This is a genomic window from Ensifer sp. 38_S197, from assembly GCF_056924495.1.
Genome location: NZ_JBXOVZ010000001.1, coordinates 2,503,947 through 2,529,430 on the forward strand (window position 1 = coordinate 2,503,947; position 25,484 = coordinate 2,529,430).

Consider the following 25,484-nt stretch of genomic DNA (forward strand, 5'->3'; position numbering starts at 1 on the left):
ATCTGGCCTATTGCGCCGCCAGCACCTCCATGCGCCCCGTCGCGGTGCGGGCGGAGAGTTGCGGCCGGTACATATCCTCGACGGTGGCCGCCGGATGGTCGTAGACACCTGGGGTCACGGCGCGCACCACATAGGCGAGCGTGACATCACGCGCGGATCCGGTGCTCCGGTCGATCGCCGCGACGAAGCGGTCGTTGCGGAACTCCGTGTGGGTCGCGGTAATTTCGCCGAGCCATTCGAAGTTGCTGAGCTGGGCGCTGTCGACGAGGCTCGGATTGTCGATCTGGAAGCCGGCCGGCAACAGGTCGGTGAGGAGCACCCGCGACGGCCAGTCGTTAGTCTCCGTCATCTTGAGCACCACGACGTAGCGTTCGTTCTGTCGCGCTTCCATGATGTTGGCCTCGGCTCCGTCGAGCGTGTAGTAGGTGCGCTCGATGGTGAAACCGTCGCCGCCGGCCGAGAGCGGTTGGGCGGGTGCGGCGACCGTGGTGACCACGGCCGACACCGGATCGGCGCCCTGGTTGCGGATCACGACCGGATGGGTCGTCAGGGCATCTCCGGTCATCTGGGCGGCATAGCTGCCGGTCTTCGATGCGCCGTTGACGTCAAGCGCCATGTCCTCATCGCCGTTCTGGATGGCGCGGGCGGCAAGCAGCATCCAGGCCTGTTCCTGGGTGCTGGTATAGGTCTTCTGCTCCCATTCGCGTGCGACGATCTTCGACAGCTCAGGAACGATCGGCGGGACCGGGCGGCTTTCAGCCGCGAGCGCCAGCACGGCCGCGTTGTCACGCAGCGACGAGCCGTAGTCGGAGCGCGAGAGGCTGACATTGACGAGGCCCGTCGACATGTTCGCCGCCTTGGCAAAGGTGTCCTGCGACCCTTGAGCGTCGCCATATAGCGCCAGCGCTGCGGCGATATGCGCCTTCGCAAGCGGCGTCGGGAAGTCGTCGATCAGCGTGTTGGCGTAATAACGCAGATCGTTGATCGCCGCCTTGCGATTGCGGGCGAGCACGTAGAGCGCATAGGCGATCTCGTTGCCGCGATCCTTGGCATTGGTGTCGTAGCTGACGCCGTTCTGCAGGTTTTCGAGCGCCTGGACCATAGCGGCCTCAGGCACGTCGTATTTCTGCTCGCGGGCGCGGGTCAGGAAGTCGGTGACATAGGCATCGAGCCAGAGGTCGCCGTAGCCCGGACCCCACAGACCGAAGCTGCCCGACGAGGACTGGTAGGAGAGAACGCGATAGATGGCCTCCTGCACCCGTTTCGTCACGCCTTCGTCATCGGCGAGGCCGGACTGTTTCGCGAGTTCGCTGAGATAGAGCAGCGGCAGTGCGCGGCTCGTCGTCTGCTCGGCGCAGCCATAGGGGTAGCGATCGAGCGTCATCAGCAGCGCCGGCATGTCGAAGGCGGCGGAGCGGGTGACGCTGAGGTTGACCGAGGCACCCTGCAGGATGCTGTCGGCGAGCAACTGCCCGTCGACCGTCAGGCTGCTTCCGGGCGCGATCGCGACCACCTGCCGCTGGGTAACCGGCAAGGTCGCCGGACGCACGAGCAGATCGAGCGACTGTTCGAGGGAAAGGCCGTTGGAGCCGGTGAGCGTCACGGTGACGATGCCATTGCCGGGATATTGTCCCACCACTGGCAAGGTTACCGCCGAGCGGCCGCCCTGTTCCAGGGTTACCGTGCTGCCTGTGCCCGGTTGTTCGACGGTCGCCGGGCCGCTGGTCGTTACCTGGATCTGGTATTCGCCGGCCGGCGCGTCGGTATTGGCGATGTCGAGCCTCAGCTCCGACCGGTCTCCGGGCGCCAGAAACTTCGGCAGGCTGGCGGTGACGACAACCGGATCGCGGATCACCACGTCGCGGGTGGCGTGGCCGACACCGGATTTTGTCCAGGCGACGGCCATCAGCCGTGCCGTGCCGTTGAACTGGGGGATATCGAAGCTGACGGTCGCCTTGCCGTCGCCATCGAGCTGCAGCGGACCTTCGAAGAAGGCGACCAGCTTTTCCGTGGGCGGGCTGCCCTGAAGAGCGACCTGGCCGCCGTCGCCGCCGGTGCGCAGTTTTCCAGTGGCGCCAAGCGAGCCGTCGATCAGGCGGCCGTAGAGGTCGCGGATTTCGAGACCGAGCTGCCTCTGGCCGAAGTACCAGGCTTCCGGATCGGGTGCCTCGTAGCGGGTGAGGTTGAGAATGCCGACGTCGACGGCGGCGACCGTCACATAGGCTTCCTCGTCGGCACCGGCACCGGCGACCTTCAGGCTGATGTCGAGCGGTTTGCGGGGCTCCATCTTTTCTGGCGCAGCGAGGGTGACGGCGAGTTTGCGCTCGGCCGGATCGACCGACAGCCATTTGATGCCGATCGCACGCATCGGCATGCGACTCTCCTGGGCATCGCCCGGCCGGTAGAGCGTGGCCGTGACATAGGCGCCGGCGCCCCAGGCATCGGTGACCGGCAGCTCGACCTCGCCGCCTTCCGCGGCGATCGAGGCGGTCTGCGTCGTGATCAGGTTCTCGGTGCCGACGGTCACCAGCAATTCGCCGGCAAAGCGCGGCGAGACCTTGAGCTTGGCCGTGTCGCCGACCGCATATTTCTCCTTGTCGAGCGCGATTTCCAGGCCGTCGGGCGTTTCGGTCGAGGTGGCCGCGACATACCAGCCGGCGTCAAATTCGACGCTCGAGGTCGGACCGTCGATCGAGGCGGTCTCGACTTCCAGGCGATAGCGTCCCCAACCAACAGGAACGGCGATTTCACCGCCGTCTTCCGTCAGGTCGACACTGCCGTTAGCCACCTGCTTGGTGGTGACGACCGGTTCGTATTTCCAGGCGCTGCCGTCGCGGTACCAGTGATAGTCCCGTTCGACGCTGATCAGCTTCCACAGGAGCCCGGGCATCGCGACCTTGGCGCCCGAGGGATCGACGGCAATCACGCGGAACTTGCCGACGGAATTCTCGGCGAGTTCGCCTTCGAATTCCGGTTTGATGCCGAGCATTGGGCCTTCGGCGCGCACCGGCAGCTTCAACGAGCGCTCAACGGCGCGGCCCCCGGCTTCGCGCATGCGGACGGTGACGGTGGCGTCGAGCAACTGCGTGGTTGAGGGCACTTCATCGAGCAGGACGTCAAAGGTGGATTTGCCTTCCTCGTCGAGCGGCGAGAGTTCCTCAAGCGGCAGGCGCGTATCTTCGCTCGCCTCTTCATCGGCGAGACCGAAGGAGTAGCCTTTGAAGGCAGCGCTTTCGCGCGTCGGCCTGATCGTCACTTCGCCTTCGAGCTCGAGACCGGCAGCCGGCGCGCCGTAGAGATAGCGCCCGTCGACCGCCACACTTGCCGTTTCGCCGACGGCGATTTCCTTGGCGTCGCTGGTCAGGTCGAATTCGGTGCGATCCGGCACGAAGTCATCGACCAGAAACTGCTTCTCGCCGATCGCAGGCGACTTCGGGTCGGTGAAGATCTGCATTGTCCAGGTGCCGCGCATGGCGTTTGCCTGAACGTCGAGGTCGAGCGTATGGCCGCCGAGCTTGCCGCCGGCGCTGGTCATGCGCCGATATTCGACGCCATCCGGCCGGAGGAAGACGAAGGTCAGCGGCAGGTTTTCGATCGCCATGCCGTCGACGTCGCGGGCAAGGGCTGCGGCATGTACCGTCTCGCCGGCGCGGTAGATGCCACGCTCGGTCCAGGCGAGAATATCGATGGCGCCGGGGGCTGCGCGGCCGGTGACGCCACGATCGGAGAGGTCGAAGCCGGCGCGGCTCATGTCGAGGAAGACGTAGTCGTCCTCACCCTTCTTCGCGGTGATGACCGCCGGCGTCAGTCCGGCGGTGCCACGGATCAGGCCCGCCGTGAAGGTGACGCGGCCGTCGCCATCGCTCACCGCGGTGCCGAGGATCTCGTTGTTCTTGGCTACGAGCTGCAGTTCGACGCCTTCAATCGGCTCGGCAGTGGCAAGCGAGCGCACGAAGACGTTCAAACCGTCGGTGCCTGCATAGGTGGAAATGCCGATATCGGAAACGACAAACCATTGCGTCGCGCGTGCGTCCCACTCCTGGCTGACGCCGGTGGTCGGGGCTGCGGTCAGGACATAGACGCCGGGCTTGCGCTCGGGCAGCGCCTCATCGACCGGGAAGCTGGTGACGACTTCCTTGTTGACGTTGCGCTCGATGTCGATTGTGCCCTGCCAGACGAGTTCGCCGCTTTCATCTTCGATGCGCTGGGCACTGTAGCCGTCGAGCTGGGTCAGGAACTGCGAGTTTTGCAGCACCTGGGCGATGCTGCGGTCGCCAACGCGGTAGAGTTTCAGCTTGGCGCTGTCGGTGTTGACGGAGACGATCGGGATGCCGCGGCGCGCGGTCGACGGCAGCACGAAACCGTCGCCGGTGAAGCGGACCATCTGGGCACGGTCGGCGACATAGATGTCGAGGGTAACGGGCGCCTCGAGCACCTCGTCGACGGTGGAGGGCAGGCCGGTGCGGAGCGTCAGCTTGTAACGTTCGCCATGCGAAAGGCCTTCGATGCAGATCTGGTCACCCTTGGCTTCGAGCGCCTTGGGTGCAGCACCATTGACGGTCACGAAGGAGGCGTAGTCTGCGCCGCTCTTCAAAAGCTGCTCTGAGAACTGCACGCAGGCACGCGGCGTGGCCGCGTCGGAATCAATCGTATGCTCGACGACGCGGAAGCCTTTACGCTGCTTGAGATCGAGATAGGCGGCCTCGACCGATTTCGCCTTCACCAGTTCCAGGCTCGCCTTGTAGGCGTCCAATGCGGCGCGGTAATTTTCAGCGCCCTCGAGCGATTTCGCCATGACGGCGAGCGCATGGGCGCGGCTCTCGGTGGTACGGGTCAGCTCATAACCGTTGATCGCCGCGATCGCCGCCTGCATCGATACGGCCGAATTGTTGGTAATGCGGTTTGCGGTGCGCGCCGCTTCCAGCCAAAGCTCGGCGTCGTCGGGTGTGATCGCCAGGGCGCCCTGGAAGGCCTTCAGTGCATTTTCGATATTGCCCATGCCGGCCTGGCCACGGGCCATGTCGATGAGCGTATTGACGCCCAAGCCTTGCTGGTCGTCGGCCAGCGCGAGATTGGCCTTGGTATTACGGGCGTCCTGCAGGATCTGGTCCGACAGGAATTTGAGGCGCGGCGGTGCGCCAATATCCGCTTCGGCGGCCTGCGGCTGCACGATCTTGCCGGCGATCGCGCCCGGGAAAGAATTCAGCTGGTTGTAGTCGGACTTGAGAAAGCACCATTTCACCTTGGGATTGTAGGTGAAGGCGCGGCAGGACTGGTCCGCGATGCAGGTCTGCTGGCACTCGTCGAGCGAGACGTTCTGCTCGGTCCTGAGGTCGAAACCGAAATAATCGCCGTCCTGCGTTATCTCGACCTGGCGGCCGGTCTCCGCGGAGAAAGCGGGGACGCCGGTGCTCAGAATGGACAGGAAAAGGGTAGAAAGGCCGAAAAACGCGCGCACAGACATCAAGTCCTCCCAACGCTGCCGGTCTCGATAGAGGCTTCACTTTTCAGGCTTCCTGGCCGCTTGTCAACTGAGGAGAGGTCAAGGCTCAGCGCAATTTCCACGGGTATCCTGGTGTGAAGGGTCAAATGTCGATCCGGAATGAAACAGGATAAAACGATATGTAAATCAAACTATTATGACATCGAACGACGAAGCGTCGAGGCTAACCCCTTTGTTCCCTGAGGAAGATCGTCAACGAGCGACCGGCGTCGAGGATATGGTCGCGCGTGAGCTCGCAGGCGCGCTCGGCGTCGCGCGCGATACAGGCGTCCAGGATCGCCTTGTGCTCGCGACGCGCCCGGGCAACGCCTGAGGTCAGCGTCAGCTGCGCACGAAGGTAGCGATCGATGCGATCGAGCGAGGCGCGCACGATCTGCAGGTAATAGGGGCGGCGCGCTGCCTCATAGAGGCTGTAGTGGAAGTTGCGGTTGATCTCGCCCCACCGGTCGGAATTTTCCTCGCGCTCGAACTCCTCGCAATGCTGGCGTGCAAGTTCGAGCGTGCGGCGGTCGAGATTGGGCACGGCGAGGCGAATAACCTCGGCCTCGATCAGTGCGCGGAACTCGAAAATTTCCTCGATTTCCTCGATCGAAAGCCCGGCGACGACCGCGCCCTTGTAGCGCTCCGTGGTGATCAGCCCATGCTGCTCAAGCCGCGAAAGCGCCTCGCGCACCGGAATGCGGCTCGTGTTGAACATCTGGGCGATGTGGTCCTGGCGCAGGTTCTCGCCCTCGGCGAGGTCGCCTTCGATGATCGCCTTGCGCAAGGCTTCATAGACGATATCGGCGGCTGAGGCCGCTTGCCTGACATCGACGGCATCGAGTTTCATCGTGTTCAAACCATCCAGGTGGCCGAACCGTGGGGCTCGGCAAATTCGGAAGCGTTTTCCTGCTGTTGGTCCATGGTCATAGGTCCAATTCAGGAGCCGGGCAACAGATGCTTTTGGTTCTTGGAACGATTTCGAATATTCCAGATTGTATATTGGATCCAATGTTTCTATGAGTCTTTTCGCCGGTGGCGAGCGCGGTCGCGCTATCATCCGGCGAAGCACGGGGAGCGCGGCTGATGCGCAGGGCATCGGCGCGCACAGGTGGCGCCCGTCCACCAGCACGGAAGGAGAAAGGGCATGCGTAGCAACAAGGTCGTCCACATCGTTTCCTGCCACGCGGAAGGAGAGGTCGGCGACGTCATCGTCGGCGGCGTTCAACCGCCGCCTGGCAATACCCTTTGGGAGCAGCGCCGTTTCATTGCGGAAGATAAGACACTGCGCAATTTCGTGCTCAACGAGCCGCGCGGTGGCGTTTTCCGCCACATCAATCTGCTTGTGCCGCCGAAGGATCCGCGCGCGACAATGGGCTTCATCATCATGGAGCCCGAGGATACGCCGCCGATGTCCGGCTCCAACTCGATCTGCGTTTCCACCGTGCTTCTCGACAGCGGCATTGTGCCGATGCAGGAGCCGGAGACCCGCATGGTGCTTGAGGCGCCCGGCGGCCTGGTGAACGTCGTTGCGGAGTGCCGCAACGGCAAGGCCGAGCGCATCACCGTCACCAACGTGCCGTCCTTTGCCGACAAGCTCGATGCCAAGCTCGAGGTCGAGGGCCTGGGCACGCTGACGGTCGATACCGCCTATGGCGGCGACAGCTTCGTCATCACCGACGCACGTGCGCTCGGTTTCTCGGTAACGCCGGACGAGGCGCGGGAACTGGCTGAAACCGGCATCAAAATCACTCGCGCGGCCAACGAACAGCTCGGCTTCTCCCACCCGGAAAACCCGGAATGGGACCATATCTCCTTCTGCCAGCTCACGCTGCCGGTCGAGGAGAAGGACGGCGTGCTGCACGGCCGCAACACGGTCGTCATCCAGCCGGCCAAGCTCGATCGTTCTCCGACTGGGACCGGTTGCTCGGCGCGCATGGCGGTGCTGCATGCGCGCGGCGTGATGAAGGTCGGTCAGCACTTCAGCGGCCATTCCATCATCGATTCGACGTTCAATTGCCGTATCGTCGGTGAAACGACGGTCGGCGGCCGCCCGGCAATCGTTCCTGAGATTTCCGGCCGTGCTTGGATTACCGGCACGCACCAGGTGATGCTCGACCCGGCAGATCCGTGGCCGGCCGGCTACCGTCTGGCTGATACCTGGGCGCGCAAGCAGTAAAGCCTGACCTTGCGGGCCGCCTTGTGCGGCCCGTACCTTTCGGCCCAGTCCTTTGGATAGTTCCGCCGGTTCAGTCTTCCTTGATGATCCGGGTGGTGCCGACCCAGAGTTCGCGGGCCGGCCCCGCGCCGACATTGCGGGCGCGATGCGGCAGCGAGGCGGGGAAGTGCAGCGTGTCGCCGGCCTTCAGCAGATATTCCTTGCCGTCGATCTCGTAGAGCATCTCGCCCTCGATCAGATAGAGGAAATCCTCGCCCTCGTGGCTGGTGAGTTCCGACGCATAACCCTTGGGCATATGGGTGATGCAGCCGTTGAGCGCTGCGCCCGGAAAGCCGCGCTCGATCAGTTCGTAGACGCGCTCCTTGGTTTCGACATTGTAGCCGGGGCGTTCGCCGGCGTGCGAGACCATCGAATGCGAATGCTGCGGCGGCTGCGACAGGAAGGTGTCGACGCTGGTGCCAAGTGCGTTGGCGACGTTGTAAAGCGAGATCAGCGACGGGGTCGAAATGCCGCGCTCGATCTGGCTGATGAAGCCCTCCGTCAGGCCGGCTTCGCGCGCCACGTCCTTCATGGTCTTGCCGATTTCCTTGCGGCGCGCCCTGAGCATTTGCCCGAGCGAGGCGGGCGTCGCAGTTTCCGGGAGGGAGGCGCTTTCGGCAGCTTCGGGCGCCTCGTCGATCTTCAGGGGCATGATTTTCTTTCCGCTTGACTCACGTCTATCTATGTACTTTAGTCCAACTAAAGTTGGTTCGGCAAGCCGATCAGATCGGATGCCGGCCTTCTTGAAAAGGGGAACTACAAGAACGTCTTCGCGGCAATCCGACGGCGACGAAAAACACTAAGAAAAATTGGATCCAATATCCAATTAACGTGTTCGGCGCGTGATCGATGCTGTCTGCGATCAAAAAAGGAGAGTGAGATGAAACGTATATTGCCTATCCTGCTCGGTGCGACGCTCGGGCTGCTTGCAGCCACTTCGGCATTTGCGATCGAACGCGGCGGTGCGATGACCTTCGCGCGCTACGACGACTCGACCGTCATCGACCCTGTTTATGCGGATCGCAATCCGGACCTATGGATGGTGAACGGCCTCTATGAAACGCTGCTGCGCAACGGTCCTGACGGCTCGATCGTGCCGGGGCTTGCCGAGGCATATGAGGTTTCTGCTGACGGCAAGACCGTCACGTTGACGCTGAGAAGCGGTCTCAAATTTTCCGACGGCTCGGAACTGACCGGCGCCGACGTCGTCTTCTCGCTCGAGCGTGCGCGCAACCCGGATCTTGGTCCCTGGGCAGGACTGCTCGGCGCTGTCGACAAGGTCACCGCAGATGGCAACAAGATCACCGTGTCGCTCAAGAACCCCGACCCGACGATCATTTCGATCCTTGCAACCTTCAACACCGGCATCGTGCCGAAGTCAGCCTTCGAAAAAGCAGCCGGCGCAACGGATCAGGAGAAGGCGCGCGCCTTCTTTGCTGCCGGCCCGGTAACGTCCGGCCCCTTCGTCATGAAGAGCCACGTGCAGGGCACGAGCATGACCTTCGTCCGCAACCCGAACTACTGGCGTCAGGGAGAAGACGGCAAACCGCTGCCCTACCTCGACCAGGTGGAATTCGTCGTCATTCCCGACGACGCCACCCGCATCCTCAAGCTCCAGGCCGGCGAAGTCGACGCTGCCGAGTTCATTCCCTTCGCTCGCGTCGGCGAGCTCAGCGTCGATCCGAACCTGAAGATGGAGCTCTTTCCCTCGACCCGCATCGTCTACGCGCCGATCAATACGCGCGAAACGAAGAAAGACGGCTCGAAGAACCCGCTTGCCGATATCAAGGTGCGTCAGGCGCTGAACTACGCGACCGACAAGAACGTGCTGATCAAGCTCGTTACCTTCGACACCGGCAAGCCGATGACCTCGCTGATGTCGGCGGCGACGCAGCTTCACTATGGCCCCGCGCCGCTCTATCCCTACGATCCGGAAAAGGCCAAGCAACTGCTATCCGAAGCCGGCCTCAGCGGCGGCTTCGACGTGAAGTTCACGACGCTTGCCGGCAGCGCCGACGATGCAACGCTGTTTACAGCCCTTCAGCAGATGTGGGCGCCGCTTGGCGTCAACCTCAAGGTCGAGCAGGTCGACAATCCGACCCGCGGCGAGAAGAACCGCTCCGGTGATTTCGACATCCACACCTATGGCTGGGCGAACGACGTCAACGACCCGGCGCAGGTGACCGGATGGCTCGGTTACTACAAGCAGCGCCAGGCTGTCGGCACCGGCTGGAACAACCAGGAATTCAATGCGCTGTTCGAGGCCTCCAACGTCGAGACCGACCCGGCCAAGCGCGAGGACGAATACAAGCGCATGCAGGAGATTTACGCGGCGGAAGCGCCGTTGCTCTTCCTGTTCGAGACGCCGTTTGCGGTCGCGGTCTCCAAGTCGATCGAAGGCTACGTGCAGACACCGCTCGGCGCCAACGACTTCTCGGAAGCCTGGCGGGCCGACTGATAACGGAGCGAACCGCGAGAACCGGGCGATGTTTGCCCGGCTCTCCGTTGAAGGTGGAACCATGCCCTCACTTTCCTATCTTTTGGCGCGGCTGCTGCAGATCATCCCCACCTTCCTGTTGGTGATGATCTTCATTTTCCTGCTCGTGCGCCTCTTGCCGGGCGATCCGGCGATCGCCATGGCAGAGGCCAAAGCGACCGATGCCCAACTCGAACAGATCCGGCACAATCTCGGTCTCGACCAGCCCCTGCCGGTTCAGTTCCTCGTCTTCGTCAAAAACACGCTGACTGGCGATCTCGGTCGCTCGATCATGCTGAAAGCGCCGGTGACGGAGATCATTCTCGATCGACTGCCGACGACGATCTTCCTGGCGCTCTATTCGGTCGTGCTCGCCGTCTTCCTCGCCGGGCCGCTCGCGTTTCTGGCCGCATCGCGTGTCAACAGTTCGGTCGACGTCGCGATCCGCGGGGTCTTTCAGGTCGGCCTTTCCATGCCCGTCTTCTATATCGGGCTCCTGTTGCTGACCGTACTGGCGGCGCAACTGCGCTGGTTTCCGGTTGGCGGCTACGGCAAGACCTTTCTCGCAAACCTCTATCATCTCATCCTGCCGGCCTTGAGCGTCGCGCTCTATACCTCCGCGATCATCCTGCGCAATCTCCGGGCCTCGCTGATCGAGGTGCTCGATGCCGACTATGTGCAGTTCGCCCGCGCCAAGGGGCTTTCGCCGCGCATCATCATGACCCGGCATGTGCTGCGCAATGCGCTCGTCTCCACCGTAACGCTGCTCGGCCTGTCGATCGGCAACCTGATGAGCGGCACGCTGGTGACCGAGACGGTCTTTGCTATTCCCGGCGTCGGCCGGCTGATGCTGGAGGCGATCTTCGCCCGCGACTATCCGCTGATCCAGGGGCTGACGCTCACCTTCGCCGTGCTCGTCTCCGTCGTTTTCCTGCTGACGGACGTCGTGCAATCCTGGCTCGATCCAAGGCTTCGCCAATCATGACCGTTTTGACGCACATGCACTCTCGGCGGCCGGGGCGCCTTCGGGCCTTTCTCGCGCGCGCCTTTACCCGCCCGTCATTCGTCGTCGGCATCGCCATCCTCGGCCTGTCGCTTGCGCTTGCGCTGTTTCCGCAAGCTTTTGCGCCGTACGATCCGCTGGCCTTCGATCTCCAGGCGATCCAGCAGGGGCCGAGCCTTGCGCACCCCTTCGGCACCGACAATTTCGGCCGCGACGTGCTCTCGCGCGTCATCTGGGCCTATCGGGTCGATATGCAGATGGCCTTCTTCGCGACGATCTTTGCGCTGCTGATCGGCCTCACCGTCGGCGCCTTCGTCGGCTATTACGGCGGTATCGCCGACGTGATCTTCGGCCGTTGCGTCGATGCGATCATCACCTTTCCGTTCCTGGTGCTGGTGATCGCCATCGTTGCTGTCCTCGGCCCCGGCCTCGTCAACATGTATGTGGCGATCACCGCGGTGAACTGGGTCTATTACGCTCGGCTGACCCGCGCCGAAATCATGGCGCAAAAGGCCAACGACTATGGCGCTGCCGGCCGCGTACTCGGCTATTCCGATCGCCGCATCATTTTCCGCCATCTCTTGCCGAATGCGATTTCGCCCATCCTCGTCTACTGGATGACCGACATGGCGCTCGCGATCCTGCTCGGCTCGTCTCTCGGCTATCTCGGCCTCGGCGCCCAGCCGCCGGCGGCGGAATGGGGCGTATTGATCGCCGAGGGCCGCAACTTCCTGCTGACGGCCTGGTGGATGAGCCTGATGCCAGGCATCGCCATCGTTCTGACCGGCCTCGGCTTCAGCCTCGTCGGCGACGCGCTCGCCGACCTGCTTCGACCGAAGGGGCGTTGAGATGAGAACCAAAGAGAAAGCGGTCGTGCTCGACGTCAGGCACCTTCGCACCGAGTTCGGTACGTATGAACGGCCACTGGTCGCTGTCGACGACGTTTCGTTCCAGGTGGGGCAGGGCGAGATCCTTGGGCTCGTCGGCGAGTCCGGCTCGGGCAAGAGCATCACGCTGCGCTCGATCCTCGGCATCATCCGGCCGCGCGGCCGTGTCGCCGGCGAAATCCTCTGGAACGGACAGGACCTTGTTCCGCTCGATGAGGTGCGCCTCCGACGCATCCGCGGTCGTGAGATCGCGATGATCTTCCAGGAGCCGATGTCGTCGCTCAATCCGCTGCTGACAGTCGGCCTGCAGATCTCAGAGAACCTCGTCGCTCACACGGATCTTGACGCCAAGGCGAGGAAGGCGCGCGCGATCGAACTGCTCGATCTCGTCGGCATTCCTGCTGCACGCAATCGCCTCGACGATTTCCCACACGAGTTCTCCGGCGGAATGCGGCAGCGGGTGATGATCGCGATCGCGCTTGCCTCCAACCCGAAGCTGCTGCTCGCGGATGAGCCGACCACCGCGCTCGACGTGACGATTCAGGACCAGATCTTACGACTGATCCAGTCGCTGAGCCGCGATCTCGGCATGGCGGTGATCCTCGTCACCCACGACATGGGCGTCGTTGCCGAAACCTGCGACCGCGTTGCGGTCATGTATGGCGGCAGGCTCTGCGAGATCGGGACGACGGCGGAGGTGATCGCCGATGCGCGTCATCCCTATTCGCTGGGGCTGCTGCGCTCGATCCCGCGCGATGTCGCGCCGCGGACGCCGCTTTACTCCATCCCTGGTGCACCGCCGGCGCTGAACGCGCTTCCGCTCGGCTGTGCCTTCAGCGCGCGGTGTCCCGTTGCCGGTGGTGAATGTGCCGATGTTCGGCCACGGCTCCAGAGCGCCGGCACGCTCAGGCAGGTTGCCTGTCATCATCTTCAGGATGCGCTTGCGCATTTCGGTCCGCGGGAGGCGGCGCAATGACCATGCCCATGCAAGCAAGCCCGACCCCGTTGCTGTCGCTACGCGCGCTTTCAATGTGCTTCGAGAAACGACGTTCGCTCTCCGATACGCTGGCCCGGCGCCCGCAACAGGTCGTTTCGGCGGTCAATGACGTCGACCTCGACGTGATGCCCGGCGAGACGCTCGGGATCGTCGGCGAATCCGGCTGCGGCAAGTCCACGCTGGCGCGCCTGATTGCTGGGCTCCACCGGCCGACCGCCGGTGACATCCTGTTCGAGGGGAAAAGTGTCGTCGGTCTCAAGGGGGCACGGCGACGCGCCTATAACAGGCAGGTCCAGATGATGTTCCAGGACCCCTATACCTCGCTCAATCCGCGCATGACCGTGCGCGATACGCTGCGGGAGGCGATCACCGTGCATCGCATGCGCGAAGGCGCTGCGATAGACCGGCGGGTCGACGAATTGCTGGACCTTGTCCGGTTGCCGGAAGGGGCCGCCGACAAGTATCCCCACGAATTCTCGGGCGGGCAGCGCCAGCGCATCGGCATTGCACGTGCGCTCTCGCTGGAGCCGACGTGTCTTGTCGCCGATGAGCTGGTCTCGGCGCTCGACGTCTCGGTCCAGGCGCAGGTCGTCAATCTCTTGATCGAGCTTCAGGACGAGCTGGGCCTGACGGTGCTGTTCGTGGCGCATGACCTTAGGCTCGTACGTCACGTTTCGCACCGCGTCGCCGTCATCTATCTCGGCGCGATCGTCGAGATCGGACCGTCCGAAGCGCTGTTTTCGAAGCCGATGCATCCCTATTCCAAGGGACTGCTTGCCGCAGCACCGTCGCTCGATCCCAGCGCCAGACGGCGCGCGCCGGCACTCGTCGGCGAGTTGCCAAGCCCGCTCGCCATTCCGCCCGGCTGCCCCTTCCACGTACGCTGCCCGCACGCGAGCGAACGCTGCCGCCGCGAAAAGCCGGCGTTGCGTCCAGTCGGTGTCGGCATGACCGCCTGCCATTTCGCCGAGACGATCGGCGAGGTCTGAAACTCCACTCGATAGGAAGACATCATGGATACGAGAGCGAGGCCGGATTTTTCCGGCCGGATCGGCGCCCTGCGGCGCAAGCTTGCCGAAACCGGGCTCGACGGCTACGTCGTGCCGCGCTTCGACGAACATCAGGGCGAATACTGTGCGCCGCATGACACCCGCCTGGCATTCGTCACCGGTTTCACCGGCTCAGCCGGGGTGGCGATTATCATGCGCGACCGCGCCGCGATCTTCGTCGATGGTCGCTACCAGGTGCAGGTGCGCGACGAAGTGGATCTCGGCACTTTCGCGATCGAGCACTTCTACGATGCGCCGTTGAAGGACTGGCTGAAGAACAATCTCCGCAAGGGCGAGCGCGTAGGCTTCAACGCCATGCTGCTGCCCTCGACCTGGGACGCCGATTGCGGCGGTTCTGTGGAAGAGGCGGGTGGTCTGTGGACGCCTATCGATGAAGACCTTGTTGACGCGATCTGGACCGATCAGCCGGAAAAGCCGCTCGGCAAGATCATGGCTCATCCCGTTGCCTATTCCGGCGAAAGCGTTGCCGAGAAAAAGCGCCACATCGCCCAAATGCTGGCGGAGCGGGGGGCAGACCTTCTGATCGAGGCGCAGCCAGACAATATCGCCTGGTTCCTGAACGTTCGTGGACGCGACGTCGCCTTCAACCCGATGCCGCAATCTTTCCTGATCTTCGACCGCGCCGGCCAGACCGAATGGCTGGTCGATCATCGCAAGCTCCCGAACGATCTTTCCGATTTCGAACTCGACGGAGTCGCGCTTGCCGAGCCGGCACAATTGCTTGAGCGTGTTCGGACAATGACGGCCGGGCGAACGGCGCTGATCGATCCGGGATTCGCCCCGTCGGCGGCCGCCCATGCCACGCGCGCAGCTGGTGGAACCGTAAAGCTTGCAAAAAGCCCGATCACGCTTGCCAAGATGCATAAGAACGTCACCGAGCTTGCTGGCTTTCGTGACTGTCACCGTCTCGACGGTGCCGCATGGATACGCTTCTTCGCCTGGCTCGACCGCTACGCCGCCGAACGAGATGCGAGCGGTAAGCCAGTCACCGAACTCGAGGCGGAAGAACAGATCCTCGCCTATCGCTCGATGGCCGAGAGCTTCGTCGAGCCGAGTTTCCGCTCGATCTCGGCGGCCGGCGGCCACGCCGCGATGTGCCACTATGCGGCCACCGAGAAGAGCAACGGCTTGATCCGCAAGGGCGGCGTCTACCTGCTCGATTCCGGTGGACAGTATCTGACGGGCACCACCGATGCCACGCGGACGACGGCGATCGGTGCGGTTGACGAGGAGATCCGGCGCGCCTATACCGCCGTCCTCAAAGGGCTGATTTCGATGGTGTCGCTGAAGTTTCCGAAGGGAACCTACGGGCACCAGCTCGACGCCTTTGCCCGGCGTCCGCTATGGGATCTGGGGCTCGATTATGATCACGGCACCGGCCACGGCGTCGGGCATTTTCTTTCGGTTCACGAGCAGCCGCAGCGCTTCGATCGTCGCGTCAATGAGATCGAGCTGAAGCCCGGCATGGTGACGACCATCGAGCCTGGCTATTACAAGGCCGGAGCCTATGGCATCCGCATCGAGAACCAGGTGGAGGTGGTGGATGACGGCGATGGCTTCCGGAGCTTCCGCAGCCTGACCCTCGTACCCATCGATTTGCGGCTGGCCGACATCGGTCTGCTGACGCAAGCGGAACGGCGATGGATCGACGCCTACCACAACCGCGTTGCACGCGAGATGGATGGCCTGCTCGATGCCGAGACATGGCGCTGGCTTGCGGAACGAACTGCGCCGATCGCAGGTTGAATTGGCACACCAGCCTTCGTCAAGACGCGAGCAAACCAGGATGGTGGCAAGACGGTGGTCCGGCAGGGCCGCCGTCTTGCATTTCATGGGGGAATTTCGCGCAGTAATTGTGTCGCGCTTTTCATTATCATGTGACTCGCCCTTGCCTATCAGGGACTGTTTGTGATAATTTTCACAAATATTGTTCGGGCCTTGCGTTGGTCCCGAACGCTGCGAACACACGAAAACACATGGTTAGTCGCAAAACAGCCCGCATCATTCAACTTACCGACGCGTTGTCCGGACGCAGGGTTCTGCATCTGCGCGACGCTGCGGCCCTGCTCGGCGTTTCGGAAATGACAGTCCGCCGCGATGTCGCCGACAATCCGGGCCAGTTTGCCTTTCTCGGAGGGCATATCGTGCCGGCGGGCGAGATCGAACCCGACCCGCCCTATGAGCTCGCGCGCGAAGCCGACAGCCATGCGGCCGCCAAGCGCGAGGCCTGCGTCCACGCGGCCCGCCACATTCGTCCGGATGAGACGATCTTCATCGATTGCGGCACCACGCTCGAATATCTGGTTGATCTCATTCCGGAAAACTATTCAATAACGGCAGTATGTTATTCGCTGAACGTAGCTGAAAAGCTGACACACAAGCCAAATGTGCGGATTGTCATGCTGGGCGGTGTCTATCATCCGTCCTCGGCATCTTTTTCCGGCAATTCCGGGCTCGAGACGCTCGATTCACTCGGCATCAACGTTGCGTTTCTGTCGGCAGCTGGTGTTGATCCGGGCCGGGGCGCTACCTGCGTGCATTTTCACGAAGTCTCGGTGAAGCAAAAGGTCATCTCGCTGGCGCGCGAGAGCCATCTGGTTGTCGATCTCAGCAAGGTCGGCAAGCTGAAGCCGGCTTTTTTCGCGTCAATCCGCGTTTTTCGCTCTATCATTACGGAAGAGGGCGAGACGCAACTGTCGGGCCTTTAGCGGCAGCGCAAAAATATTACAAAATCGTCAAAACATGAGAGGTCCGCTTGACACTCTCAGTTTGTGATGGAATAGTCACAAAAATTCGATAGAAAAATAACAAAATCGAGATCTCGGCGGCCGTGCCCTGCGTGCGACCGGCTGTGACGGGGAGTTCAAGGAGCCATCGCTTGGAAGACCTAGCTGTGAAAACCGGCGCGTCGAAAGTCGCGCATTCGCCGGCGGCAGGCCATAACTGGCCGCGCAACAACGGCATCGATCTCGACCTCGGCTGGGTGCTGGACCAGCGCGTCAACCTGTCGGCCGCCGAACGCCGCGTCGCAACGCTGCCTAGCCGCCGCACCGTCAAGAAGGATGCGCAGGCTGCCTGGTTGCTGAAAGCCGTTACCTGCATCGATCTCACCACGCTTAACGGCGATGATACGACGGAACGCGTCAAGCGCCTCTGCGCCAAGGCGCGCCAGCCGGTGCGCCAGGATCTGCTCGACGCGCTTGGCATGGGCGGCCGTGGCATCACCACCGGTGCGGTCTGCGTCTATCATCGCTTCGTCTCGACGGCCGTCGAGGCGCTGGACGGATCCGGCATCCCGGTTGCTGCCGTCTCCACCGGCTTCCCGGCCGGCCTCATCCCCCATGACGTGAAACTTCGGGAGATCGAGGCGTCTGTTGCCGATGGCGCCAAGGAAATCGACATCGTCATCACCCGCGAGCACGTGCTGACCGGCAACTGGCAGGCGCTCTATGACGAGATGCGCGACTTCCGCGCCGCCTGCGGTGACGCCCATGTGAAGGCAATCCTGGCCACCGGCGATCTGAAGACGCTGCGCAACGTCGCGCGCGCTTCACTCGTCTGCATGATGGCGGGTGCCGATTTCATCAAGACCTCGACCGGCAAGGAAGGCGTCAATGCCACACTTCTGGTAACGCTCATCATGCTGCGCATGATCCGCGCCTACCAGGAGCAAACCGGCCTCAAGGTCGGATACAAGCCGGCCGGCGGCATTTCGGCTGCCAAGGACATCCTGAACTACCAGTTCCTGATGAAGGATGAACTCGGGCGTGAATGGCTCGAGCCGGATCTCTTCCGCATCGGCGCATCGAGCCTGCTCGCTGATATCGAGCGCCAGCTCGAACACCACGTTACCGGCGCCTACTCGGCCCTCAACCGTCACCCGATTGGATGATCCCGATGACTGTCGCAAGGTATTTTGACGAAATGTCCTATGGTCCAGCACCGGAAGCCGACACGGAAGCCCGCCAGTGGCTGGCGCGCCACAAGGGCGAATTCGGCCACTTCATCAACGGCGCTTTCGTCCCGTCTGCTTCTGGCAAGACCTTCGAGACCAACGAGCCGGCAACCGGCAAGCTGCTTGCAAAGATCGCGCTTGGCGGTGCCAAGGACGTGGACGACGCGGTCGCTGCTGCCCGCAAGGCGCAAGGCGCCTGGGCGAAGCTGCCGGGCCATGCCCGCGCGCGCCATCTCTATGCGCTCGCCCGCATGATCCAGCGCCATGCGCGCCTGATCGCCGTGGTCGAGGCGATCGACAACGGCAAGCCGATCCGCGAAACCCGCGACATCGACGTTCCGCTCGCCGCCCGCCACTTCTATCACCATGCCGGCTGGGCGCAGCTTCAGGAAACCGAGTTTGCCGATCAGGTGCCGGTCGGTGTCGTCGGCCAGGTCATTCCCTGGAACTTTCCGTTCCTGATGCTCGCCTGGAAGGTTGCGCCGGCGCTGGCACTCGGCAACACCGTCATCCTCAAGCCCGCGGAATTCACACCGCTGACGGCGCTGCTCTTCGCAGAACTCGCTTCCGCCGCCGGCCTGCCGGCCGGTGTGCTCAACGTTGTCACCGGCGAAGGCGAAACCGGCGCGCTGATCGTCGAGCATGCGGATATCGACAAGATCGCTTTCACGGGTTCGACAGAGGTCGGTCGCCTCATCCGCGAACGCACGGCCGGCACCGGCAAGTCTCTGACGCTCGAACTCGGCGGCAAATCGCCCTTTATCGTCTTCGACGATGCCGACATCGACGGCGCCGTCGAAGGCGTGGTGGATGCCATCTGGTTCAACCAGGGCCAGGTCTGCTGCGCTGGCTCGCGTATTCTCGTGCAGGAAGGCGTGGCACCGCTCTTCTACGAGCGATTGAAGCGCCGCATGCAGACGCTGCGCGTCGGCCATCCGCTCGACAAGGCGATCGACATGGCGGCAATCGTTGCTCCCGTGCAGTTGCAGCGGATCGAAAGCCTGGTCGCCAAGGGCGTTGCCGAAGGCGCTGCTTTGCATCAGCCATCGATCGAACTGCCGAAGGGCGGCAGCTTCTATCCGCCGACGCTGCTAACCGGTGTGCAGCCGACTTCGATCGTCGCGACGGAGGAGATCTTCGGCCCTGTCGCCGTCTCCATGACCTTCCGCACCCCGGAAGAGGCGATCCAGCTTGCCAACCACACGCGCTACGGCCTTGCTGCCAGCGTCTGGAGCGAGACCATCGGCCTCGCACTTCATGTTGCCGCCAAGCTCGCCGCCGGCGTCGTCTGGGTCAATGCCACCAATCTCTTCGATGCCTCCGCCGGTTTCGGTGGCAAGCGCGAGTCCGGATTCGGCCGGGAAGGTGGTCGCGAAGGCTGTTACGAATATCTGAAGCCGAAGGCCTGGCTTGGCCGCAAGCTCAGGGCGGCCGTCGCCGAACCGGCGCTGAAACCCGTCGTTGGCGATTTCGCCATGCCGACGGTCGATCGCACCGCCAAGCTCTTCATCGGCGGCAAGCAGGCGCGGCCGGATGGAAATTATAACCGCAACGTACTTTCGCCCAAGGGCAAGGTGCTCGGCGAAGTCGGCGAAGGCAACCGCAAGGATATCCGCAATGCCGTCGTCGCGGCGCAAGCCGCCTCCGCCTGGTCTTCGGCAACCACGCATAACCGCGCGCAGATCCTCTATTACATCGCTGAAAACCTGAGCGGTCGCGCCGATGAGTTCGCCGATCGCATCGCGGCCATGACCGGCGCGTCGACCGCCAATGCCAAGGTCGAGGTCGAGGCCTCGATCGCGCGTCTCTTCACCTACGGCGCCTGGGCGGACAAGTATGAGGGTGCCATTCACCAGCCGCCGCTGCGCGGTGTCGCGCTCGCCATGCCCGAGGCGATGGGCGTCGTCGGCGTGGTCTGCCCGCCAGAAGCGCCGCTTCTTGGCATGATTAGCCTCGTCGCGCCGCTGATTGCCACTGGCAACCGCGTCGTCGTGGTGCCGAGCGAGCCGCATCCGTTGGCAGCGACCGACTTCTACACGGTGCTGGAAACGTCCGACGTTCCGGCCGGCGTCGTCAACATCGTTACCGGTTCGGTGATCGAGCTGGCAAAGACTCTTGCAAGCCACAACGATGTGGATGCGCTCTGGGCCTTTGGTTCGCCCGAGCTCTCGACGCTGGTCGAGAAGCTCTCGGTCGGCAACCTGAAGCGCACCTTCGTCGACTACGGCAAGGCGACGAACTGGCTGGATCGCGACGCGGCGGAGGGGCCGGCCTATCTGCGCCGCGCCACCGACGTGAAAAACATCTGGATCCCCTACGGCGAGTAGGGGGCAGCTATTGCGCGGGCGGGGGGAGCCGGTCAGCGCGATGGAGGAAATGAACAGTTAGGGAGACGCGTTCGCCCGCGAAGGGCAGCGCATGGAGCGTGATGGCACTCGTCGCGCGCAGGAGGAGGACTGTAATGCTGAAGAATATCGATCCGGCGCTGAACGCTGACGTGCTGCACGCGCTGCGGTCCATGGGACACGGCGACACGCTGGTCATTTCCGACACCAACTTTCCGTCCGATGCCATTGCGCGAAAGACCACGCTCGGCACGCTGCTGCGCATCGACAACGTATCAGCCGCGCGCGCGGTCGAGGCGGTTCTTTCGGTGCTACCGCTCGACACGCCGCTGCAGCCTTCCGCCGGCCGCATGGAGGTCATGGGCGCGCCCGATGAAATTCTGCCGGTGCAGCAGGAAGTGCAGGCTGTGATCGACCGTGCCGAGGGCAAATCGGCGCCGATGTACGGCATCGAGCGCTTCGCTTTCTACGAGGAAGCCAAAAAAGCCTACTGCGTCATCACCACCGGCGAGACCCGCTTCTACGGCTGCTTCCTGTTCACCAAGGGCGTCATTCCGCCCAAGACCGCCTGATTGACTGCCTGCGCGGTCGCCGCGCAGCGCCTGACTACAGATGAAATCGCGAGAGATTGCCTGGGCACACCGTTTGCTGCGGTGCGGTCGCGGGGGGGAGGCTTGAATGAAGGTTGGTGTTTCGATCCTTGGTATCTTCGTGGCCGACACGGCCTATCTGGCGCCGCGCATGCCGGTCGTCGGTGAAACGATTACCGGCAGCGGCTTCTCGGTCGGTCCCGGCGGCAAGGGGTCCAATCAGGCGGTTGCCGCGGCACGTGCCGGCAGTCCGGTCTCCTTCATCTCCAAGCTTGGTCGCGATACCTTCGGGGAGATGGCATTACGCACCTATGCGGAAGCGGGCGTGACATCGAAGATCGTCCAGATGGACGACCTGCCGACGGGCGCGGCCTTTATCTACGTCAACGACCAGAACGGTGAGAATGCGATCATCGTCTATCCCGGGGCGGCGGGCTCGATCGGCGTCGACGACGTCGAAGCAGCGCGTGAGACGATTGAAAGTTCACGCATCTTCGTGACCCAACTGGAGCAGCCGGTCGCGGCCGCACGGCGCGCGCTCGAGATCGCCCATGCGGCGGGCGTCACTACGGTTTTCAATCCAGCGCCCGCTGAAGCCTTCCCGGATGCGATCTATCCGCTCTGCGACTACCTCGTGCCGAACGAGACGGAGGCCGCAGCCATCGTCGGTTTCGCACTTTCTTCGCAGGATGACATCCGCTGCGCCGGCGACGCGATCCTGAAGAAGGGCGCGAAGACTGCGCTTATCACGCTCGGGGAACGCGGCGTGCTCTACCACAACCACGAGCAATCGGTGCTGGTGCCCGCAATTGCCGACGGACCGGTGATCGACACGACCGGGGCAGGGGATGCCTTTGTCGGCGGCTTTTCCGCAGCGCTGGCACGCGGGCTGGCACCGGTCGATGCGGTCCGTTTCGGCTGCGCGACCGCTGGCATCGCCGTTACCCGCCGCGGCACCGCACCCGCCATGCCGACGCTCGCCGAGATCGAGGCGCTGCTGGCACGAGGGGTGTCCGCATGACGCGCAATGACCCGATCAAGCACTTCTTCATTTGGCCCGCCCTCATCATCGTTCTGCTTATTTCGATCTTTCCGCTCGTCTATTCGCTGACGACGAGTTTCATGAGCATGCGGCTCGTACCGCCGACACCGGCGCGCTTCGTCGGCTTCGGCAATTATCTCGATCTCTTGCAGAACCCACGCTTCTGGCACGTGGCGGGCACGACGACGCTGATCGCCTTCATCTCCGTCGGGCTGCAATATGTGATCGGTCTCTCGGTGGCGTTGGCGCTGAACTCGCGGGTACCGGGTGAAGGCATCTTTCGTGTCAGCTTCCTACTGCCGATGCTGGTCGCGCCGGTCGCGGTCGCACTGATCGCCCGCCAGGTGCTCAACCCGACAATGGGGCCGCTCAACGAACTGATGACGGCGCTCGGCTTTGCCAATCTGCCTTTCCTCACCCAGACGCGCTGGGCGCTCGGCTCGATCATCGCCGTCGAGGTCTGGCAATGGACGCCCTTCGTCATCCTCATGCTGCTTGCCGGCCTTCAGACCCTGCCGGACGATGTCTATGAGGCGGCGGCCCTCGAAAATGCCACGCCCTGGCAGCAGTTCCGGGACATCACCTTTCCGATGCTCCTGCCGATCTCGGTCGCTGTGGTCTTCATCCGCCTGATCGAAAGCTACAAGATCATCGATACCGTCTTCGTCATGACTGGCGGCGGGCCCGGGGTCTCGACCGAGACGCTGACCCTCTTTGCCTATCAGGAGGGCTTCAAGAAGTTCAACCTCGGTTACACCTCGGCGCTTTCTTTCCTGTTCCTGATCGTCATCACCGTAATCGGCCTCGTCTATCTCGCGGTTCTCAAGCCCTATCTGGAGAAGCACAAATGAGCGTGCGTAATCTCAAGGGGAAACGGCGCTGGCTGGCGCTCGGCGGCTGCCTCGTCTGGCTCGCCATTACCTTCTTCCCGCTCTACTGGGTGCTGATCACTTCGTTCAAGACGCCGATCGCCGTCGTCGGCGGTCCAACCTATCTGCCCTTCGTCGACTTCGAGCCAAGCCTGACGGCCTGGAGCGAGCTCTTGTCGGGCCAGCGCGGCGAGTTCTTCAATACGTTCCTTGCCTCGACGATCATCGGGTTGTCGGCAGCGGTTGCGGCCACCGGCATCGGCGCCATGGCTGCCTATGCGCTCGTGCGTTTTACCTTCCGCTTCCGCCTTCTGTCGGCGTTGATCTTCGTGGCGATCGCCTTCGGCGGCTTTATTGTCGGGCGCCACGTGCTCGGCTACGGCCAGGGCATCTCGCTGGTCTATGCCTTTGTCGCAGCGCTTGCCCTGGCTGTCATTTCCAGTCGTTTCCGTCTGCCCGGACCGGAACTCGGCAACAACGACATCGTTTTCTGGTTCGTCAGCCAGCGCATGTTTCCGCCGATCGTTGCCGCCTTCGCGCTCTACCTGATGTACACGGAGATGGGCAAACTCGGCTTCAAGCTGGTCGACAGCTACATTGGCCTCACCTTCGCCTATATCGCCTTCTCGCTGCCGATCGTCATCTGGCTGATGCGTGACTTCTTCGAGGCGTTGCCGGTCGAAGTGGAGGAGGCGGCGATGGTCGACAACGTGCCGTCCTGGCGGATCTTCTTCGGCATCGTGCTGCCCATGTCGAAGCCGGGACTGATCGCCACCTTCATGATCACGCTCGCCTTCGTCTGGAACGAGTTTCTGTTCGCGCTCTTCCTGACCAATTCCAAGTGGCAGACGCTGCCGATCCTCGTTGCCGGCCAGAACAGCCAGCGCGGCGACGAATGGTGGGCGATCTCGGCTGCCGCTCTCGTTGCCATCATCCCGATGATGGTCATGGCCGGGCTTTTAAGCCGGCTGATGCGCTCTGGCCTTCTTCTCGGAGCGATCAAGTAACCACCCGTTTTGGCATGCATTCATTCATAGGAGGATAGAATGAGGAAATTGCTACTGGCATCCGGATCTCTCGCAGCTCTCGCGATGGGGAGCGCGGGAACGGCGCTTGCCTGCGATCCGGATTACACCGGCGTCGAATTGACGGCGACGACACAGACCGGTCCCTACATCGCCTCGGCGCTGCAGCTTGCGGCCAAGGGCTGGGAAGAGAAGACCTGCGGCAAGGTCAAGGTCGTCGAGTTTCCGTGGTCTGAACTTTATCCGAAGATCGTGACGTCGCTGACCTCGGGCGAAGACGCTTTCGATGTCATCGCCTTCGCCCCGGCCTGGGCGCCCGACTTCACCGACTTCCTGTCGGAAATGCCGGCCGAAATGCAGAAGGGCGCCGATTGGGAAGATATCGCGCCTGTCTACCGCGAACAGCTTATGGTCTGGAACGGCAAGGTCCTGTCGCAGACGATGGATGGTGACGCCCACACCTACAGCTACCGCATCGATCTCTTCGAAAACGCCGACAACCAGAAGGCTTTCAAGGCGAAGTACGGCTACGATCTGGCTCCGCCGAAGACCTGGAAGCAGTACCTCGACATCGCCGAATACTTTAACCAGCCGGCCAACAACCTCTGGGGCACGGCGGAAGCCTTCCGTCGCGGCGGCCAGCAGTTCTGGTTCCTGTTCAGCCATGTCGCTGGCTACACCAGCCATCCGGACAATCCCGGCGCCATGTTCTTCAACCCCGAGACGATGGACGCACAGGTCAACAATCCTGGCTGGGTTCGTGGCCTTGAGGAATATATCCGCGCGTCCAAGCTCGCGCCGCCAAACGCGCTGAACTTCTCCTTCGGCGAAGTCAACGCTGCCTTTGCTGGCGGCCAGGTGGCGGAATCGATCGGCTGGGGCGATACCGGCGTCATCGGCGCCGATCCAAAGCAGTCGAAGGTCGCCGGCAATGTCGGCTCGGCGCCATTGCCGGGATCGGACGAGATCTGGAACTATAAGACCAAGAAGTGGGACAAGTTCGACCACATCGTCCAGACCTCCTTCATGGCCTTCGGCGGCTGGCAGGCGGCGGTCCCGGCTACCTCGACGAAGCAGGAAGCAGCCTGGAACTATATCCAGTACCTGACGAGCCCGGCCGTCTCGGGCCAGGCGGCGATCACCGGTGGCACCGGGGTCAACCCCTATCGTATCTCGCACACGACCAATCTCGATCTCTGGTCGAAGATCTTCTCCGAGCGGGAGGCAAAGGAATATCTCGGCGCCCAGAAGGAGGCGGTCACCGCCAAGAACATCGCGCTCGACATGCGCCTGCCGGGCTACTTCTCCTATACGGAAGTCCTGGAGATCGAGCTCTCCAAGGCGCTCGCCGGCGAGGTGACGCCACAGCAGGCGCTCGATAGCGTCGCCGAGCAGTGGAACAAGCTGACCGACGAATTCGGCCGCGACAAGCAGCTTGCCGCCTATCGCGCATCGATGGGCTTGCCGCAGGAGTAACGACAAGCACGAGCCCGCCCCGAAGCGATCGGGGCGGGTCCCAACGTCC

The 25,484-nt window shown here is 62.9% G+C and carries 18 protein-coding genes; 15 read left to right on the forward strand and 3 right to left on the reverse strand.

The features are described from left to right. Window positions 1-7: 7 nt before the first annotated feature. Together AC1Z3V_RS11455 and AC1Z3V_RS11460 are read right to left on the reverse strand one after the other, a co-directional pair. The gene (locus tag AC1Z3V_RS11455; protein WP_483498979.1) at window positions 8-5,464 is read right to left on the reverse strand and encodes an alpha-2-macroglobulin family protein; all 5,457 of its coding nucleotides are present in this window, start codon (window positions 5,462-5,464) and stop codon (window positions 8-10) included. Window positions 5,465-5,666: 202 nt separating this feature from the next. Continuing rightward, window positions 5,667-6,332, reverse strand: coding sequence for a GntR family transcriptional regulator (locus AC1Z3V_RS11460; RefSeq protein WP_429811344.1), 666 nt, complete (start codon window positions 6,330-6,332; stop codon window positions 5,667-5,669). Window positions 6,333-6,629: 297 nt separating this feature from the next. Here AC1Z3V_RS11460 and AC1Z3V_RS11465 point away from each other — a divergent pair, with 297 nt between their 5' ends. After that, window positions 6,630-7,661, forward strand: a complete 1,032-nt coding sequence (locus AC1Z3V_RS11465) for a trans-3-hydroxy-L-proline dehydratase (RefSeq protein WP_483498981.1) — start codon at window positions 6,630-6,632, stop codon at window positions 7,659-7,661. 70 nt (window positions 7,662-7,731) lie between these two features. Here AC1Z3V_RS11465 and AC1Z3V_RS11470 read toward each other — a convergent pair whose 3' ends face one another. Continuing rightward, window positions 7,732-8,352: a helix-turn-helix domain-containing protein gene (locus AC1Z3V_RS11470; protein WP_483498983.1), complete on the reverse strand. Its 621-nt coding sequence runs from the start codon at window positions 8,350-8,352 to the stop codon at window positions 7,732-7,734. A gap of 228 nt (window positions 8,353-8,580) precedes the next feature. On the opposite strand from AC1Z3V_RS11470, the gene AC1Z3V_RS11475 reads away from it, so the two are divergent. From AC1Z3V_RS11475 to AC1Z3V_RS11540, 14 genes are all read left to right on the forward strand, one after another. Beyond that, window positions 8,581-10,158, forward strand: a complete 1,578-nt coding sequence (locus AC1Z3V_RS11475) for an ABC transporter substrate-binding protein (protein WP_483498985.1) — start codon at window positions 8,581-8,583, stop codon at window positions 10,156-10,158. A gap of 61 nt (window positions 10,159-10,219) precedes the next feature. Beyond that, window positions 10,220-11,161 carry an ABC transporter permease gene (locus AC1Z3V_RS11480; protein ID WP_483498987.1) on the forward strand — a complete coding sequence of 314 codons (942 nt, stop codon included), beginning with the start codon at window positions 10,220-10,222 and terminating at the stop codon, window positions 11,159-11,161. Further along, entirely contained in the window at window positions 11,158-12,027 is an 870-nt protein-coding gene (locus AC1Z3V_RS11485; RefSeq protein WP_483498989.1) for an ABC transporter permease, read from the forward strand. The genes AC1Z3V_RS11480 and AC1Z3V_RS11485 overlap by 4 nt, the downstream gene beginning before the upstream one ends. Window position 12,028: 1 nt before the next feature. Further along, window positions 12,029-13,042, forward strand: a complete 1,014-nt coding sequence (locus AC1Z3V_RS11490; RefSeq protein ID WP_483498991.1) for an ABC transporter ATP-binding protein — start codon at window positions 12,029-12,031, stop codon at window positions 13,040-13,042. Beyond that, window positions 13,039-14,052, forward strand: a complete 1,014-nt coding sequence (locus tag AC1Z3V_RS11495) for an ABC transporter ATP-binding protein (RefSeq protein WP_483498993.1) — start codon at window positions 13,039-13,041, stop codon at window positions 14,050-14,052. Before AC1Z3V_RS11490 ends, AC1Z3V_RS11495 begins: the two co-directional genes overlap by 4 nt. 24 nt (window positions 14,053-14,076) lie before the next feature. Beyond that, window positions 14,077-15,879, forward strand: a complete 1,803-nt coding sequence (locus AC1Z3V_RS11500) for an aminopeptidase P family protein (protein WP_483498995.1) — start codon at window positions 14,077-14,079, stop codon at window positions 15,877-15,879. A gap of 230 nt (window positions 15,880-16,109) precedes the next feature. Next, window positions 16,110-16,841, forward strand: coding sequence for a DeoR family transcriptional regulator (locus AC1Z3V_RS11505; protein WP_483499643.1), 732 nt, complete (start codon window positions 16,110-16,112; stop codon window positions 16,839-16,841). Between the two features lie 170 nt (window positions 16,842-17,011). Continuing rightward, window positions 17,012-18,025, forward strand: coding sequence for a deoxyribose-phosphate aldolase (gene deoC, locus AC1Z3V_RS11510; protein ID WP_483498996.1), 1,014 nt, complete (start codon window positions 17,012-17,014; stop codon window positions 18,023-18,025). Window positions 18,026-18,030: 5 nt separating this feature from the next. Then, on the forward strand, window positions 18,031-20,415 hold the full coding sequence (locus AC1Z3V_RS11515; RefSeq protein WP_483498997.1) for an aldehyde dehydrogenase family protein: 2,385 nt from the start codon (window positions 18,031-18,033) through the stop codon (window positions 20,413-20,415). Window positions 20,416-20,549: 134 nt separating this feature from the next. Next, on the forward strand, window positions 20,550-21,005 hold the full coding sequence (locus AC1Z3V_RS11520) for an RbsD/FucU family protein (RefSeq protein WP_483498999.1): 456 nt from the start codon (window positions 20,550-20,552) through the stop codon (window positions 21,003-21,005). Window positions 21,006-21,111: 106 nt separating this feature from the next. Further along, window positions 21,112-22,044 (forward strand): ribokinase, encoded by a 933-nt coding sequence (gene rbsK, locus AC1Z3V_RS11525; RefSeq protein ID WP_483499001.1) that lies wholly within the window; start codon window positions 21,112-21,114, stop codon window positions 22,042-22,044. Further along, on the forward strand, window positions 22,041-22,916 hold the full coding sequence (locus AC1Z3V_RS11530; protein WP_483499003.1) for a carbohydrate ABC transporter permease: 876 nt from the start codon (window positions 22,041-22,043) through the stop codon (window positions 22,914-22,916). Before rbsK ends, AC1Z3V_RS11530 begins: the two co-directional genes overlap by 4 nt. Next, entirely contained in the window at window positions 22,913-23,941 is a 1,029-nt protein-coding gene (locus AC1Z3V_RS11535; protein WP_483499005.1) for a carbohydrate ABC transporter permease, read from the forward strand. The genes AC1Z3V_RS11530 and AC1Z3V_RS11535 overlap by 4 nt, the downstream gene beginning before the upstream one ends. 39 nt (window positions 23,942-23,980) lie before the next feature. Then, entirely contained in the window at window positions 23,981-25,435 is a 1,455-nt protein-coding gene (locus AC1Z3V_RS11540) for an ABC transporter substrate-binding protein (protein ID WP_483499006.1), read from the forward strand. Window positions 25,436-25,484 lie beyond the last annotated feature (49 nt).

What these genes read in the sequence shown, in the direction of transcription:
- AC1Z3V_RS11455 (WP_483498979.1), bottom strand. Translation starts at nt 5,464, where the DNA reads ATGTCTGTGCGCGCGTTTTTCGGCCTTTCTACCCTTTTCCTGTCCATT.
- AC1Z3V_RS11460 (WP_429811344.1), bottom strand. Translation starts at nt 6,332, where the DNA reads ATGAAACTCGATGCCGTCGATGTCAGGCAAGCGGCCTCAGCCGCCGAT.
- AC1Z3V_RS11465 (WP_483498981.1), top strand. Translation starts at nt 6,630, where the DNA reads ATGCGTAGCAACAAGGTCGTCCACATCGTTTCCTGCCACGCGGAAGGA.
- AC1Z3V_RS11470 (WP_483498983.1), bottom strand. Translation starts at nt 8,352, where the DNA reads ATGCCCCTGAAGATCGACGAGGCGCCCGAAGCTGCCGAAAGCGCCTCC.
- AC1Z3V_RS11475 (WP_483498985.1), top strand. Translation starts at nt 8,581, where the DNA reads ATGAAACGTATATTGCCTATCCTGCTCGGTGCGACGCTCGGGCTGCTT.
- AC1Z3V_RS11480 (WP_483498987.1), top strand. Translation starts at nt 10,220, where the DNA reads ATGCCCTCACTTTCCTATCTTTTGGCGCGGCTGCTGCAGATCATCCCC.
- AC1Z3V_RS11485 (WP_483498989.1), top strand. Translation starts at nt 11,158, where the DNA reads ATGACCGTTTTGACGCACATGCACTCTCGGCGGCCGGGGCGCCTTCGG.
- AC1Z3V_RS11490 (WP_483498991.1), top strand. Translation starts at nt 12,029, where the DNA reads ATGAGAACCAAAGAGAAAGCGGTCGTGCTCGACGTCAGGCACCTTCGC.
- AC1Z3V_RS11495 (WP_483498993.1), top strand. Translation starts at nt 13,039, where the DNA reads ATGACCATGCCCATGCAAGCAAGCCCGACCCCGTTGCTGTCGCTACGC.
- AC1Z3V_RS11500 (WP_483498995.1), top strand. Translation starts at nt 14,077, where the DNA reads ATGGATACGAGAGCGAGGCCGGATTTTTCCGGCCGGATCGGCGCCCTG.
- AC1Z3V_RS11505 (WP_483499643.1), top strand. Translation starts at nt 16,110, where the DNA reads ATGGTTAGTCGCAAAACAGCCCGCATCATTCAACTTACCGACGCGTTG.
- AC1Z3V_RS11515 (WP_483498997.1), top strand. Translation starts at nt 18,031, where the DNA reads ATGACTGTCGCAAGGTATTTTGACGAAATGTCCTATGGTCCAGCACCG.
- AC1Z3V_RS11520 (WP_483498999.1), top strand. Translation starts at nt 20,550, where the DNA reads ATGCTGAAGAATATCGATCCGGCGCTGAACGCTGACGTGCTGCACGCG.
- rbsK (WP_483499001.1), top strand. Translation starts at nt 21,112, where the DNA reads ATGAAGGTTGGTGTTTCGATCCTTGGTATCTTCGTGGCCGACACGGCC.
- AC1Z3V_RS11530 (WP_483499003.1), top strand. Translation starts at nt 22,041, where the DNA reads ATGACGCGCAATGACCCGATCAAGCACTTCTTCATTTGGCCCGCCCTC.
- AC1Z3V_RS11535 (WP_483499005.1), top strand. Translation starts at nt 22,913, where the DNA reads ATGAGCGTGCGTAATCTCAAGGGGAAACGGCGCTGGCTGGCGCTCGGC.
- AC1Z3V_RS11540 (WP_483499006.1), top strand. Translation starts at nt 23,981, where the DNA reads ATGAGGAAATTGCTACTGGCATCCGGATCTCTCGCAGCTCTCGCGATG.